This is a genomic window from Nocardia sp. NPDC050717, assembly GCF_040654275.1.
GTDB lineage: Bacteria > Actinomycetota > Actinomycetes > Mycobacteriales > Mycobacteriaceae > Nocardia.
Genome location: NZ_JBFAHR010000017.1, coordinates 1 through 15,130, shown reverse-complemented (window position 1 = coordinate 15,130; position 15,130 = coordinate 1). Strand labels below are relative to the sequence as shown.

The window sequence follows — 15,130 nt, the reverse complement described above, 5'->3', positions numbered from 1 at the left end:
CCGCTGTCGTCACGATCCGCTGCTCCTTATACGTTTTCCTGCCGGTATCCCCTGTCGAGGGTAGCGAGCCCGATTCGGCCGGGACTCGCTTTCGTACGGTCCAGCTCTGGGTAGACGCTACCGCTCGGACCGGTGAGGTACAGCATGGCAACGCCGGGCGTGTTCGCACGATACCCGCCGGACATGAGTCCGCGGTGGCGGTTCATCTGGCCCTCGGGTGCGCGGTCGCCCAGACTTCGCGCAGCGTGCTCACCGTGACCAGCGTGTAGATCTGGGTGGTCGTCACCGAGGCGTGGCCCAGCAGCTCCTGCACGACACGCACGTCCGCGCCACCGTCGAGCAGGTGGGTCGCGAAGGAATGCCGCAGGGTGTGCGGCGAGACCGCGGCCGCGATCCCGGCCCGCTCGGCGGCGGTCTGCAACACCTGCCAGGCACTCTGCCGCGAGAGCCTGCCGCCGCGCGCGTTGAGGAAGAGCGCGCCGCCGGAGCCCTTTCCGCGCGCCGCCAGGCTCGGCCTGCCCCGCACGAGATAGGCGTCGACGGCCGCCAGCGCGGGACGGCCGATGGGGACCAGCCGCTGCTTGCCGCCCTTGCCGCGCAGCACCACGCACCGCTGCTCGGCGTCGATGTCGTCGACGTCGAGGCCGACCATCTCGGAGATGCGCGCGCCGGTGGAGTACAGCAGTTCCAGCAGCGCGCGATCGCGCAGGCCGCGCGGACCGCCGTCGGCCGCGTCGCCCTCCCCGCCCGCGGCCTCGAGCAGGCGCAACACCTGGTCGTACGGCAAGGCCTTGGGCAGCCGGCGCCCCGGGGCGGGCGGTTTCACCGCGTGCGCCACATCGGTGTCGGTGAGGCCCTCCGCGGCGGCGAACTTGTGCAGGCCACGGACCGCGATCAGCGCCCTGGCCACCGAGCCCGCCGCGAGCGGGGGGTGATCGGTGCCGCCGGAGCGCAGCGCCATGGTGAACTCGGCGACATCGCCCTGGGTGACCGCGCGCAGGCTGTCGATGCCACGGCCGTCCAGAAAGGTCCGGTAGCGGCCGAGATCACGGCGATAGGCGCCGAGGGTGTTGCGCGCGGCGCCTCGCTCGACCGCCAGATGGTCGAGGTAGGCGTCGATCTCGCGCGCGAGCACGCCCGAGCCCGTCTAATCTCCGCCGACGTGCGGCGCGGCTCCGGCGTCACCGACAGGCAGACCACGCGCCGGGCCCGCGACGACCGCCGCGGCCCGGGCGGTCGCACCGCCGCGAGCCGCGCTCACGCGCCGCTACCCGGTGCCGCCTGGGCGGCCTTGCGCCGCAGGAACGCCGTCGGCTGACCCGGCCACGGCGCGTCGGCGGGCCGCATCGGCACCTCGTTCGCCGACGCCGCCGCGTAGGCGAGCACACCCGCCACCGCGGTCGCGTTCACGATCTCCCCGGCCAGCGCGGCCCGGATCGCCTCGGCGACCGGCATCCGCACCAGCTCCAGATCGGCTTCCTCGTGTTCGGGGTCCGGCCGGTCGGTCTCGGTGAGCCCGGTGGCGAAATACACCCGCAGCGCCTCGTCGGTGAACCCGGGCGACAACGCCACGTCCACCAGCACCGACCATTCGGCGGCGGCCAGGCCAGTCTCCTCGGCCAGCTCGCGCTTGGCCGCGGTGAGCGGGTCCTCGCCGACGATGTCGAGCAGGCCGGCGGGCAGTTCGAGCAGCCGGGTGCCGAGCGGGTGCCGGTACTGCCGGATCAGGACGACGTTGCCGTCGTCGTCGAGGGCGAGCACCGCGACGGCGGCGTGATGCTCGATGACCTCGCGCTCGGCGACCCGCCCGTCCGGCATCGCGACCTGATCCTGGCGCAGGGCCAGGATCGCGCCGCTGTAGAGCACCCGGCTCGACACCGTCTCGAACTCGTGACTACCGGGCTTGCTCACTTCTCGATCGCTCCCGCTCAGAGGTCCGCGGCCTGCTCCGCGAGCTCTTCCTCGAGGAAGTCTACGGGAAGGCGTTCGGCCAGTTTGTATTTCAACGCCGCGTTGATCAGCGCGGCGAACAGCGGATGCGGCCGGGTCGGGCGGCTCTTGAGCTCCGGATGCGCCTGGGTGGCGACGAAGAACGGATGCACCGAGGCCGGGTACTCGACGAACTCCACCAGGTGCCCGTCGGGCGAGGTACCCGAGAACACCAGCCCGCTCTTCGCGATCGCGTCGCGGTAGGCGTTGTTCACCTCGAACCGGTGCCGGTGCCGCTCGGAGACGTTCTCGGTGCCGTACGCCTGCGCGACGACCGAGCCCTTCTGCAACGTGGCAGGGTAGGCGCCGAGCCGCATGGTGCCACCGAGATCGGCGGCGCCGGCGACCACGTCCTCCTGGTCGGCCATGGTGGAGATGACCGGGTTTTTCGTCTCGGGCTCGAACTCCGCGGAGTTGGCGTCGGAGATACCGACCGAACGCGCCGCCTCGATGACCACGCACTGCAGGCCGAGGCACAGGCCGAGCAGCGGGATGCCGCGGCGCCGGGCGTAGCCGATGGCGCCGAGCTTGCCCTCGATGCCGCGGATGCCGAAGCCGCCGGGGATCAGCACCGCGTCCACGTCGCGCAGCGCAGCCTGGGCGCCCGCCTCGGTCTCACACTCGTCCGAGGGCACCCAGCGGATGTTCACCTTGGACCGGTGCGCGAAGCCACCGGCGCGCAGCGCCTCGGTGACCGACAGGTAGGCGTCGGGCAGGTCGACGTACTTGCCGACCAGCGCCACCTCGACGGTCTCTCGCGGCGAGTGCACGCGGTCGAGCAGGTCGCCCCACACGGTCCAGTCGACATCGCGGAACGGCAGCCCCAGCTTGCGCACCACGTAGGCGTCGAGCCCCTCGCTGTGCAGCACCTTCGGGATGTCGTAGATCGACGGCGCGTCGGGGGTGGAGATGCACGCCTCCACGTCGACGTCGCACATCAGCGCGATCTTGTTCTTGAGGCCCTGCGGCACCTCGCGGTCGCAGCGCAGGATCAGCGCGTCGGGCTGGATGCCGATGTTGCGCAGCGCGGCCACCGAGTGCTGCGTCGGCTTGGTCTTGAGCTCCCCCGAGGGCGCCAGGTACGGCACCAGCGACACGTGCAGGAAGAACACGTTGTCGCGGCCCACGTCGTGGCGGATCTGGCGCGCCGCCTCGAGGAACGGCTGCGACTCGATGTCGCCGACGGTGCCACCGATCTCGGTGATCACCACGTCCGGCACATGCCCCTGCAGATCGGGACCCTGCATCGCCATGATGCGGTTCTTGATCTCGTCGGTGATGTGCGGGATGACCTGCACCGTGTCGCCCAGGTACTCGCCACGCCGCTCCTTGGCGATCACGGTCGAATAGATCTGTCCCGTGGTCACATTCGCGTCCTTGGACAGGTCGCGGTCGAGGAAGCGCTCGTAGTGGCCGACATCGAGGTCGGTCTCCGCGCCGTCCTCGGTGACGAACACCTCGCCGTGCTGGAACGGGTTCATGGTGCCCGGATCGACGTTCAGATACGGATCGAGCTTCTGCATCGTCACCCGCATGCCGCGCGCGGTCAGCAACTGACCGAGGCTGGAGGCGGTGAGACCCTTACCCAAAGAGGAGGCGACGCCACCGCTCACGAAGATGTGCTTGGTGGCATTTCGAGCCTGATTCCGTGTTTGACCCACGGAACTCCACAATAACAGGGACCCAGGCCGGTGAGCTATTTGCGGGTCGTTAACGCGGAGGCGTGTCGGGCGGCGAACTCAGCGGGGCATGGCGACCATCGTGAGCGAGGTCGCCGTCGGCCCCGTCCCGTACCGGCCCGCGCCGCCGGAGAGCTGCTCGGGGAAGGCGAGAGCGGTTGTCACCCGGCCGATCTCACGGTCGACGTTGTCCACCGTGGTCACCGTGGTCGCCAGTGGCGCCTGCGCGCGCACGTGGGCGATCGCACCGTTGCCCTCGGCGGCACCGGCCCGGCCCGCCAGCACCGCGCCCGTGGCCCGCGCGCGCACGGCACCGGCGAAGCGGGCGATAGTCGCGCCCTGGCCGGTGTCGGATGCGACACCGTTGCCGGTGACCACGACCGCCAGTTGCGCGGGCCGCACCGGCCCCTCGCCGTAGGCCAGGAAACCGCCGCCGCGCAGGGTCTCGAGCACCAGCGCGAGTTCGGGTTCGGTGCTGCGCGGCTGATTGCTCGCCGGGTCGAGCAGCAGCGTGAGCCCGAGCAGGTCCCCCGCCATCGAGCCCTGGTCGACCGCGCCGGTCCGCAACTGCGCGCCCGCGGGCACGATGTTGGTCAGCGCCGAGCGCATCCGGTCGCCCTCGCCCGCGTCGACGAAGGACTCGGTGAGCGCGATCCGGCCGGTCACCGCGGCGCCCGCGGTCTCGAGCGCGCGGCTGACCCCGTCGATGTCGCCGGGGTCGGCGTCGGGCGTGCTGAACACGACGACGCTGCGGTCGGCCAGCGTGCCGCCCAGGATCCGGCCCGCCGACCCGGCGAGGAAGCGGTCGGCGGCGTCGAGCTGTCCGGTGAGCTGTTCGTTGCGCGCGGTGAGCGCCTCGACCTGGCCGCTCAGCTCGCCCTTGTCCGAGCGCAGCCCGGAGAGCATGTCCGCGGCGAGGGTCTGGGAGCCGAGCACCACCCCGACGGCGAGGGCGAGGAAGATCGCCGCGATCGAGATGGCGTGCTGACGCAGGGAGATCACAGCAGACCACGCACCCACAGCACGAAGCGGTTCCAGTACTCGATCGCCCAGTCCAGCAGCTCGGATCCGTTGTGCGAGGCCAGGATCACCACCACGATCGCGACCAGCGCCGCGAGCACCACCAGCGCCAGCGCGGCGCCGGAGGACCGGTGCCGGTACAGGGTGGACACCGCCTTCGCGTCGACCAGTTTCGCGCCGACCTTCAGCCTGGTCAGGAACGTCGCCGGGGTGCTGTCGCGACGGCCGCGGTCGAAGAAGTCCTCCAGCGAGGCGGGCGCGCCCGCGAGCACGATCAGCGACGCGCCGTGGTGATCGGCGAGCATGAGCGCCAGGTCGGCGGGCGAGCCCGACGACGGGAACGTGGTGGCGCCGATACCGAGATCCTGGATGCGTTCCAGGCCCTTGGCGTGGCCGTCGGTGTCGGCGGGCAGGATCATCTCGGCGCCGGATCGCAGAGTCTCGGTGCTGATCTCGTCGGGATCGCCGACGATCAGGTCCGGCGTGTACTTGAGCTTGCGCAGCGTGTCGGCGCCGGACCCGACCCCGATCAGGATCGGCGCGTATTCCTTGATGAACGGCTTGAGGCGCCGCAGTTCCTCGAGATGCCCCGGCCCGTCGGCGATGACAACGACGTGCCGGTTGCGCAGGTCCAGCTCGATGTCGGGCACGCCGATGCCGTCGATCAGCAGGCCGCTCTCGGTGCGGACGAATTCGGTGGTGTTGCCGGCGAACGCGTCGAGGTGGTCGGCGAGGCCGTTGCGCGCCTCGATCATCCGGTCGGCGATGGCCGATTCGTCGAACTCGATGCCCTCGACGAGGACCTCGGGTTCCTTCTTGGTGAGCTTGTCCGCGTAGACGATGCCCTCGTCGATCCGGATCTTGGCGCCGTCCTTGATCTTGCCGAAGGCATCGGAGGACACCGTGTCCATGAGCACGATCCCGTTGGCCACCAGCACTTCCGGGCCGAGGTTGGGGTAGCGGCCCGAGATCGAGGGCGAGGTGTTGATCACCGCGACCACGCCCGCCTCCACGAGCCGGTCGGCGGTGTGCCGGTCCAGGTCGGTCTCGTCGAGCACCACCACGTCCCCGGGGCTGACGCGCCGCAGCAGTCGCCGGGTGTCACGGTCGACCCTGGCGATCCCGGTGACACCGGGCAGCGTTTCGGTGTTTCTCGACAACAGCGCCGGCATCCTCATGTGGCCGATGATGAGCGCAAACCCTCAACCTTTGGTGGAGGCGCGCCGAATCGCCGATCACATTCGTCACCGCGAGCTACCGGTCAGCACCCCCGGACGCCCGGGGCCCGATGGCACGAGCATTGCCCGCCGTCATCGCCTTTTCGGTGGTCACGGCCCGGATCAGGACACGGCGACGGTGCCGTACCCCGGCAGCACGGTGACGCTCGGGCCGATGTTGCCGCCGACGGCGACCGAATAGACACCGGCGACGATCTGACCCTGCCCGGTGTTCGCCACGACCGGACCCACCGGGCACTGGGCCGGATCGGTGCACGGGAAGATGTAGGGCACATCGGTGATCCCGGTCGCGCCGGTGTTCACGTTGAGCCATTGCACCCGCGCGCGCAGCCAGGGCGAACCGTCCCCCTTGTAGGGCACGACATTCGTGACCCCGAAGGACACCTGCCCCGGTTCGACACCGGTCGTCGCGGTGATGGTGACGTAGTCGGTGCCCGGCCCGTTCATGCTCCAGCCCCACAGGGCCGCGGCGCCGGCGAAATTCGTGGTCACCGGTGCCGCGGCGGCGGTTCCCGCCGTCCCGAGCACCGCGGTCGCGGCCACCGCGGTCGCGGCGCCGATCATCCCGATCCCTCGCATCGTCTCGCACTCCTTCGGTCGTGTTCGCCGGCCGATGCCGGCGACAGTCCACAAGTTCGGCTCACAAACGATCTCCGCCAGTATGTCGGAGACGCCGGTCGGGCGGTTACATCCCCCCGCTCCGAGCGGTCGGACCGGAACGAACCGGGCGACTACCCGTATGCTGCGGGTCACAGATATCTCGGACAGGAGACAGCCATGCCCCGCAGTACCGTTGAGACGGTCTTCGACGCCCCTCGCGACATCGTCTACCGCCTTTTCGCCGAGCGTGAGGCCGTCAGCCCGCACCTGCCCATCCAGGTCAAGCTGATCAAGCAGGGCGACCCGGCCACCGGTGTCGGCGCGCAGCACCTGCTCGGCTTCGGCAAGGCGGGCGTCACCGAGGAGATCACCGCGCTGGTCCCCGGTGAGCGGATGGAGTACAAGATCGTCAAGGGCGCGCCGGTCAAGCGCCACGTCGGCATCATCACCTTCGCCGACACCAGCTCGGGCGGCACCCGCGTGGTCTACACGATGGAATCCGAGCCCTCGCTGCCGGTGCCCGCCCCGGTCCTCGAGTTCGGCCTGCGTCAGCTGACCAACCAGCTCATCGGCGGCGTCCGCAAGGCGCTGCGCTAGTCGTCCGCGACGCCGCGGCCCGGCCCCGCCGTCGGGTCGCGGCGCACCGCCCCCGGCTAGGCCGGCGTGCGCTCCGCGCGTGCGGTTTCCAGCAGTTCCTCCGCGTGCGCGCGGCCGGTCTCGGTGTCGTCGAGGCCTGCCAGCATGCGGGCCAGTTCCACCACCCGCTCCTCGTCGGTCAGCGTGCGAACTCCGCTGTCCACCTTGCCTTTTCCGTCGTCGGACTTGTTCACCACCAGGTGCGTGTCGGCGAAGGCCGCCACCTGGGGCAGGTGGGTCACCACGATCACCTGATGGGTGCGGGCCAACCGGGCGAGCCGCTTGCCGATCTCGACGGCCGCGCGGCCACCGACGCCGGCGTCGACCTCGTCGAAGACCATGGTCGCGCCGTGATCCGAACCGGCGAGCACCACCTCCAGCGCCAGCATGACGCGCGAGAGCTCACCGCCGGAGGCGCTCTTGCTCAACGGCAGCGATTGGGCGCCCGAGTGCGCCGAGAGCCGGAACTCCACCTCGTCGACACCGTTCGAACCGGCGTGCAGCCGCACCCCGTCGAGGTCGAGCGGCGCGGAGTCCTGGGCGCCGGCGGGCATCGGTCGCACCCGCACCTCCAGCTTGGCCTTCCCCATCGCCAGGCCACCGAGCTCGGTGCTCACCGCCGCCGCCAGCTTGCCCGCGGCCTTGGCCCGCGCCGCGCTGAGTTTGCGCGCCGCCTCACGCACCTTGCCCGCCGCCGTCTTGACCTCACCGGCGAGCTTGGCCAGCGCGTCCTCGGAGACGTCGAGGGAGTCCAGCCGCGCGCGTGACTCGTCCGCCCAGGCGATCACGCCGTCGATGTCGGGCGCGTACTTGCGGGTCAGCGACTTCAGCTCCGCCTGCCGGGTGAGCATCGAGTCGAGCGCGCCGGGATCGGACGGCAGTTCCGAGAGGTAGCCGCTGAGTTCGGTGGTGACGTCGACGACCACCGCGATCGCCTCCCCCAGCCGCGGCGAGAGCGCGCTCAGCGCCGGATCGTCGGCCGAATCGAGCCTGGCCCGTGCCCCGCCCAGCAGATCGAGGACCCCACCGCCGTCGGCGGGCGCGTCGGCGGGACCCGACAGCGCCTCGTGCGCGGCGGCCGCGGCCTCACGCAGCGAGTCCAGATCGCTGAGCCTGCGGATCTCGGCGACGAGCCGGGTGTCCTCGCCCGGTTCCGGTGCGATGCCGTCGATCTCGGCCAGCGAATGCTTGAGCCGGTCGGCCTCGAGTGCCAGTTCCCTGCTGCGCTCGGTCCGCTCGAGCAGTTCGGCGCGGGCATCGAGCCACGACCGCCGATGTACCTGGTACTTGCGCAGCAGCCCGCCGACACCGTCGCCCGCGAACTGGTCGAGCGCGGCCAGCTGCTGTTCCGGGCGCTGCAGGCGCAACTGGTCGTTCTGACCGTGCACCGTCAGCAGCCGCGAGGTGAACTCGCCGAGCACCGCCGCGGGCACCCCGCGCCCACCGAGATGCGCGCGGGACCGCCCGTCGCTGTTCACGGTGCGGACCGCGATCACGCTGCCGTCCTCGTCGGCCTCGGCGGCGGCCGACTCCAGCACCTCCTCGACGGCGGCCTTGGCCGCGTCGTTGACGTCGTCGACGACGAAGCGGCCCTCGACCACGGCCTTGGCCGCGCCGAGCCGCACCCGGCCCGCGTCCGCCCGCGCCCCGCTGAGCAGGTGCAGGCTGGTCACGACCATCGTCTTGCCCGCACCGGTCTCACCGGTGAGGACCGTGAGTCCGGCGTGGAACTGGGCGGTCGCCGTCGAGATGACGCCCAGCCCGTCAATCCTGATCTCAGTCAGCATCGCGGCTGTTCTCCGTTCGCTGTCTCCCCCGCCAGCCGGTCACCGGCAGACGGAACTTGCGCACCATCCGGTCGGCGAAGGGCGCGGAATCGAGCCGCACCCATCGGACCGGTCGTTCGCCACGCACCACTTCGGCGCGACCGCCCCGCGGCAGCGCCAGCGTGCGGCGACCGTCGAGGAACACGATCGCGTCGTGCCCGGTCGCAACCGTCTCCACGGCGATCAGCGATTCCGGGCTGGTCACCAGCGGCCGCGCGAACAGCGCGTGCGCGTTGCTCGGAATCACCAGCATCGCCTCGAGTTCCGGCCACACCACGGGCCCGCCCGCGGAGAACGCGTAGGCCGTCGAGCCAGTCGGGGTGGCGATGAGGATGCCGTCGCAGCCGAACGCCGACACCGGGCGCCCGTCGACCTCGAGCACCACTTCCAGCACGCCCATCCGCTGGGCGTTCTCGATGCTGGCCTCGTTGAGCGCCCATCCGCGTTCCACCACCGTGTCGTCGACACGCACCGTGACATCGATGGTGAGCCGGTCCTCCAACCGGTAGTCGCGGTCGACCACCTGGGCCAGCGCCTCGTCGAGATGCTCGGCCTCGGCTTCGGTGAGAAAACCGATGCGCCCCAGGTTGATTCCGAGCACCGGCACACCGGTGGGCCTGCCGAGTTCGGCGGCGCGCAGGAAGGTGCCGTCACCACCGAGGGCAAGGACCATCTCGCAGCCCAGCGCCGCGGACGGGCTGTGCGGCACCACCCGCACCGGGTAGCCGGCCGGCTCGTTCTCGAAGCGCGTGCTGTCGGCCTCGTCGGCGAGGACCCGCAGGCAGATCCCCGCTTCGGCGAAGATCTTCGCGACCCGGTGCGCGGTCTCGATGATCTCCGCGCGGCCGGGGTGGGCGACGAGCAGGATCTCCCTGCCGCCCTCGTGCGTGTTCACTGCGGACCCTCCTCGACCGCGCGGGCGACCAGTCCCGCCACCTGCTCGGCGTCGTACTCGAACGGGCCGACCTTGCGCAGCCACAGGAAGTACTCGACATTGCCCGACGGGCCGGGCAGCGGACTGGCCACCACGCCCTCGGTCCGCAGGCCGAGCGCGCCCGCCGCGGCCGCCACCTCGCCGACCACTTCGGCGCGCAACGCCGGATCACGCACCACGCCGCCGGAGCCGACCCGTTCCTTCCCGACCTCGAACTGCGGCTTCACCATCGGCAGCAGATCGGCGCCGTCGGCGGCGCAGGCCGCGATCGCGGGCAGCACGAGCCCGAGCGAGATGAACGACAGATCACCGACGACGACATCGACCGTCCCGCCGATGGTTTCGGGCGTGATGTTGCGGACGTTGGTGCGGTCGTACACCTGCACGCGGTCGTCGTTCTGCAACCGCCAGATCAGCTGGCCGTACCCGACGTCCACCGCGGCCACCTCCCGCGCGCCGCGCGACAGCAACACATCGGTGAACCCGCCGGTCGAGGCGCCCGCGTCGAGGCAGCGCTTGCCCGCGACGTCGAGCCCCGCCGGCTCGAACGCCTCGAGCGCACCGAGCAGCTTGTGGGCGCCGCGCGACGCCCACGACACCTCGTCGGGTTCGGCCCGCACGATCAGCGGTGTCGCCGCCTCCACCGCCGTCGCCGGCTTCACCGCGACGGTTCCGGCGATCAGGACGCGGCCCGCGCTGATCAGTTCGACCGCGTGTTCTCGCGATCGCGCCAATCCGCGGCGAACCAGTTCGGCGTCCACCCGCGCTCTCCTGGCCACCTCAGATCTTGTCCACGGTCGCCAGCGCGTCGACCAGCACGTCGTGCGCCTGTTCGAGGATGCGGGCCCGGCGGGTGATGTCGGCGCCCGCCTCGGTGTTCTCCGCGGGGCCGCTCGCCGGCGCCGCCGCGCCGAGTTCGGCCAGCAGCGCGTCGACCTCGGCCGTGATCCGGTGCGGATCGGCCGGAGCCTGCCCGCCCTGACCGGGCAGGTGGCTGCCGGGCAGCGGAATCCCTGGGCGGGGTGGCTGTGACGCGCCGGTCGGCGGTGAACTCGGTGTACTCATCGTGCCGTCAACGCTATCGGATTTCGGAATCGGCCGCGCGCACCCGTACCGCCCGGCCGGGGTGCTGTCGCAACAGCTCCGCGACCTCCGACGGCGCGACGGCGCCTGGCACGATCTCGTCGTTGAGGGCCTCGAGTCCGGCAGCGATGAAGGTGGGCACCCGTTCGGGCGGTGCGGCGCACACCTCCTCCAGCGTGCTGACCCCGGTGAGCACCAGCAGCGAGTCGAGCCCGAGACCGTTGGCACCCTCGATGTCGGTGTCGAGGCGGTCACCCACGACCAGCGCGGTACGGGTGCCCGCGCGTTCGAGCGCGTTCTCCATCAGGGGCGCGTACGGTTTGCCCGCCACGAGCGGTTCCCGGTCCGAGGCGGTGCGCAGCGCCGCGACCATGGACCCGTTGCCCGGGGCCAGGCCGCGTTCGTTCGGCAGCGTGCGGTCGGTGTTGGCGGCCACCCACAGCGCGCCCGCGCGCAGGGCGTAGGCCGCCTCGGCGAGATCCGGCCACGCGGTGGTCGGCGAATGGCCCTGCACGACGGCCACGGGCGGTATGTCGCCGAATCGGCGGATCGGCACCAGACCGCGGGCGGCGATCTCGGCGGCCAGATCGTCGGTGCCGACGACGAGCACGTGGTCGCCCGGAGCCAGCTGCTCGGCGATCATTCTGGCGGCGGCTTGCGCGCTGGTCACCACATCGTCGGAGCTCGCCGGGTAGCCCAGCTCCGCGAGGTGGCCGGCGACCGTGCCGGGTCCGCGTGCCGCGTTGTTGGTCACATAGACCAGCCGCTGCGCCGAATCACCGTTCGGCGCCAGCGCTTTCGGCCCACCCTCGATCACCTCGGGCCCGCGGTACAGCGTGCCGTCCAGGTCGAGCAGCAAAGCGTCGTATTGATCGCGTAGCTGGTTCACACACCCTCACTCCGTCGTCGCTGCCGGGCCGAATCCTCTCGACCCTAGGCGAACCCACCGACAACTCCCGACTCGCGCCGGAGCCGCCGAATCGTGCTCGCACCCTTCATGATCGAGCATGGGCACCCGATCTGTGCACGGTGTCGCCGGTTTCCGCGCCCGCAGCCGCGCGCGGCGGGTCGAAACTCCGCCGGGTTCAGGTGGTCGAGCCCACACCAGACGACCAGAAGACGACAACGGGCTGGGAGCCGAGGTCGGCTCCCAGCCCGTGCTGGTCGATCGTGGGTGGTGCTACTGCGCGTCGCCGGTCAGTTCGGCGGCGCGGTCCTCGGCGTCGGTCTCGCCGTCGACGTCGGCCGCGGCGGCGTTGAGGAACCACTGCAGGCCCTCGTCCGTGCGGCCCGCCGCGACCAGCGCGTCGGCGTAGGCGTAGAACAGGCGCGCGGCGGCCGAGCCGGTGCGTGCCGGGTCCAGATCCGGGGTCTGCAGGGTGACGACGGCCTGGTCGAACTGACCGAGGTCCATCCGGGCGCCCGCGACCACGATCCGCAGCTCACTCGCCTCGTCGCCGCTGAGCCGCTGCGCTTCCTCGCTGCGGCCGAGCTCGATGGCCCGCTCCGGCCTGCCGAGACCACGCTCGCAGTCCGCCATCACGGCCAGCAGCCCGGAGCCACCCGACATGCGGCGCGCGGTCCGCAACTCCGAGAGGGCCTCGGCCCACTCCTCGGCGTGATAGGCCACCACACCGGCGGTCTCCCGGACCACCGCGATGCGACCGGCCCGCTGCCGGGCGGCCCTGGCGTGCGCCAGCGCCAGGCGCGGGTCGTCCTCGAGCAGCTCGACGGCCATCACCATGTGCCGGGCGACGGTCTCGGCGTTGTTCTTGTCCAGGCTCAGCAGATCTCGGCGCACGGCCGGATCCAGATCGGAGGCCTGCACGTCCTCGGGCAGATCGGGCTCGTCCGGACGCGCTCCGCGCCGGTCGGTGGGCCTGCCACCCACCGCGCGGGCGCCTTCGCCACCGCGGCGACGATCCTCGCGCTCGTCGCGGGCACCGTAGCCCGCGTCGTCGCGACCACGCGCCGCGTCGTCCTCGCCACGGGTGCGGTCGTCACCGGAGCGATCGCCCGCGTAGGCGTCTTCCCCACGGCGACGGTCATCGTCGGACCGCGAATCCGCGCTGATGCGTCCGGCATCCGCCTCGCCACGAGACTCGTCGCGGCCGTCGTCGGCGCGGTCACCCGCGACCTCGTCGGCCTCCGCGCGATCGTCGGCGCCGCGGTCACCGGCCAGGTCGTCCGCGTCTTCGGCCGCTGCCCGGTTCTCGCGCGCGGCAACAGTATCCGGCTGCTCGCCGACGGGGTCCGCCTGCTCGCCGCCGGAATTCTCGTCATCCGCCGCGGCGCGGTCGTCGGTGTCGCCGGCTACGTCGTCCGCGACCTCGACCCGGTCGCTCGACGACGAGTCGCCGGACTGCACAGTGGACGCTGTCGCCGAAGTCTCGTCGGCGGTCTCCGAGGGGAGCACGGCGTCCTCGGAATCGGCCGCGGCCGAGACGACACCGAGCACGTCGCCTTCCCGCTCGCGACGCTTCTCTCGATAGGTACCGTCCAGCGGCTTGCCGTCTTCACCGACATAGCCACGCGCGGCACCGGAATCACTCTTGCGCTTGAAGCCACCGCGCCCACGGTCGTCGTCGCGCCGCTGGTATCCGCCCCGATCGGCGTTGTCGCCGCGCCGGAACCCACCACGATCCGAACCACCGCGCGAACGGTCATCACCTTCGCCACGACGGAAGCCGCCACGATCGCCGCCCCGCGAGCGGTCGTCGCCTTCGTTCCTGCGGAAGCCGGAGCCACCACGGGGACGGTCCTCGCTGTCACGACGGAACCCGCCGCGATCACCGCGGTCGTAACCGCCCCGCGAACGGTCATCGCCCTCGTTGCGACGGAAACCACCACGATCCGCACCACCGCGCGAACGGTCGTCACCCTCGTTCCGGCGGAACCCGCCACGATCGGAGCCACCCCGCGAACGATCGTCACCCTCGTTGCGACGGAAACCACCGCGATCGGAGCCACCCCGCGAACGGTCGTCGTCGCGACGGAAGCCGCCGCGGTCGCCGGAGCCACCACGGCCCGCGTCGTCGCGCCGCTGGTAACCACCGCGGTCGCCGCTGTCGCCACGGCGGAAGCCGCCGCGATCCTCGCCCCGCGAGCGGTCGTCGCCTTCGTTCCTGCGGAAGCCGGAGCCACCACGGGGACGGTCTTCGTTGTCGCGACGGAACCCGCCGCGATCACCGCGGTCGTAACCGCCCCGCGAACGGTCATCGCCCTCGTTGCGACGGAAACCACCACGATCCGCACCACCGCGGGGGCGATCGTCATCGTTGCGACGGTAGCCACCGCGGTCCCCACCGCGATCGAAACCACCTGCGGGACGGTCTGATTCATCGCGACGACGGTAACCACCGCGGTCGCCGGAGCTGCCGCGGGCCGCGTCGTCACGCTTCTGGTAACCGCCACGGTCACCGCTGTCGCCCCGTCGGAAGCCACCACGATCGTTGTCGTCGCGGCGCTGATAGCCGCCGCGCCCGGCGTCGTCCCGGCGCTGATAGCCACCGCGGTCCGATCCGCCACGCGAACGGTCGTCGCCCTCGCCGCGCCGGAATCCGCCACGATCATTGTCGTCGCGCCGCTGGTAACCACCGCGGTCGCCGCTGTCGCTACGGCGGAAACCGCCGCGGTCGCCGCCACGGTCGCGATCGTCGCGGCGGTAGCCGCCACGCTGGCCCTCGGAGCGGTCGGAACCGCCACGCTCACCGCGATTGTCGTCGTTGCGGCGGAATCCGCCGCCCGAGCCCTTGTTCTCGCCGTATCCGCCGCGGGGGCGGTCGGTCGGTTCGCCGCGCCGGCCGAAACCGCGGGCGTCTCCGTCCCGGCGGAAAGGCTTCCGTCCGTCGTTGTGTTCCGACACGGCGATCCCTTTCTAGATTCCCCGTCCTCGGGGAGTGTTGTCGTGGCCCCGCCTACAAGAATTCAACCACGGGCGGAGGACGGGGCACCGTCCGCCCGGCATGGTGCGGCCGCGTTCGGCCCCACAAACGACGATAGGGGACCCAGATCTGGGTCCCCTATCGCGAAGGTATGTCCGGCGGTGTCCTACTCTCCCACACCCTGTCGAGTGCAGTACCATCGGCGCAGGTGGCCTTAGCTTCCGGGTTCGGAATGGGACCG

At 71.4% G+C, this 15,130-nt stretch carries 13 protein-coding genes and 1 rRNA gene; 1 reads left to right on the top strand and 13 read right to left on the bottom strand.

Features of this window, described 5'->3' with window-relative positions; translation table 11 throughout:
* Window positions 1–202 precede the first annotated feature (202 nt).
* From xerD to AB0H56_RS27045, 6 genes are all read right to left on the bottom strand, one after another.
* The gene (xerD, locus tag AB0H56_RS27070; RefSeq protein ID WP_357168335.1) at window positions 203–1,135 is read right to left on the bottom strand and encodes a site-specific tyrosine recombinase XerD; all 933 of its coding nucleotides are present in this window, start codon (window positions 1,133–1,135) and stop codon (window positions 203–205) included.
* Between the two features lie 122 nt (window positions 1,136–1,257).
* Window positions 1,258–1,911: an NUDIX hydrolase gene (locus tag AB0H56_RS27065; protein WP_357168333.1), complete on the bottom strand. Its 654-nt coding sequence runs from the start codon at window positions 1,909–1,911 to the stop codon at window positions 1,258–1,260.
* 17 nt (window positions 1,912–1,928) lie between these two features.
* On the bottom strand, window positions 1,929–3,650 hold the full coding sequence (locus AB0H56_RS27060) for a CTP synthase (RefSeq protein WP_357168331.1): 1,722 nt from the start codon (window positions 3,648–3,650) through the stop codon (window positions 1,929–1,931).
* Window positions 3,651–3,728: 78 nt separating this feature from the next.
* Complete coding sequence (locus AB0H56_RS27055) at window positions 3,729–4,670, bottom strand: copper transporter (protein ID WP_357168329.1); 942 nt, start codon at window positions 4,668–4,670, stop codon at window positions 3,729–3,731.
* Window positions 4,667–5,866: a putative cytokinetic ring protein SteA gene (gene steA, locus AB0H56_RS27050; protein ID WP_357168327.1), complete on the bottom strand. Its 1,200-nt coding sequence runs from the start codon at window positions 5,864–5,866 to the stop codon at window positions 4,667–4,669. The genes AB0H56_RS27055 and steA overlap by 4 nt, the downstream gene beginning before the upstream one ends.
* 162 nt (window positions 5,867–6,028) lie before the next feature.
* A complete protein-coding gene (locus tag AB0H56_RS27045) occupies window positions 6,029–6,505 on the bottom strand; it encodes a hypothetical protein (RefSeq protein ID WP_357168325.1) in 477 nt (158 codons plus the stop codon).
* A 198-nt stretch (window positions 6,506–6,703) separates the two neighbouring features.
* Between AB0H56_RS27045 and AB0H56_RS27040 the strand changes: the two genes are divergently transcribed.
* Window positions 6,704–7,123, top strand: a complete 420-nt coding sequence (locus tag AB0H56_RS27040) for an SRPBCC family protein (protein WP_357168323.1) — start codon at window positions 6,704–6,706, stop codon at window positions 7,121–7,123.
* Window positions 7,124–7,179: 56 nt separating this feature from the next.
* On the opposite strand, the gene recN is transcribed toward AB0H56_RS27040, so the two are convergent.
* The 7 genes from recN to rrf form a co-directional block, all read right to left on the bottom strand.
* On the bottom strand, window positions 7,180–8,949 hold the full coding sequence (gene recN / locus AB0H56_RS27035) for a DNA repair protein RecN (RefSeq protein ID WP_357168321.1): 1,770 nt from the start codon (window positions 8,947–8,949) through the stop codon (window positions 7,180–7,182).
* Window positions 8,939–9,883, bottom strand: coding sequence for an NAD kinase (locus AB0H56_RS27030; protein WP_357168319.1), 945 nt, complete (start codon window positions 9,881–9,883; stop codon window positions 8,939–8,941). The genes recN and AB0H56_RS27030 overlap by 11 nt, the downstream gene beginning before the upstream one ends.
* Window positions 9,880–10,701, bottom strand: a complete 822-nt coding sequence (locus AB0H56_RS27025) for a TlyA family RNA methyltransferase (protein WP_357168317.1) — start codon at window positions 10,699–10,701, stop codon at window positions 9,880–9,882. Before AB0H56_RS27025 ends, AB0H56_RS27030 begins: the two co-directional genes overlap by 4 nt.
* A gap of 1 nt (window position 10,702) precedes the next feature.
* On the bottom strand, window positions 10,703–10,987 hold the full coding sequence (locus AB0H56_RS27020; RefSeq protein WP_357168315.1) for a hypothetical protein: 285 nt from the start codon (window positions 10,985–10,987) through the stop codon (window positions 10,703–10,705).
* A 13-nt stretch (window positions 10,988–11,000) separates the two neighbouring features.
* Window positions 11,001–11,894 (bottom strand): HAD-IIA family hydrolase, encoded by an 894-nt coding sequence (locus AB0H56_RS27015; protein ID WP_357168313.1) that lies wholly within the window; start codon window positions 11,892–11,894, stop codon window positions 11,001–11,003.
* A gap of 291 nt (window positions 11,895–12,185) precedes the next feature.
* Window positions 12,186–13,079, bottom strand: coding sequence for a hypothetical protein (locus tag AB0H56_RS27010; RefSeq protein WP_357168502.1), 894 nt, complete (start codon window positions 13,077–13,079; stop codon window positions 12,186–12,188).
* A gap of 1,963 nt (window positions 13,080–15,042) precedes the next feature.
* A 5S ribosomal RNA gene (gene rrf, locus AB0H56_RS27005) occupies window positions 15,043–15,130 on the bottom strand; the annotation flags it as partial.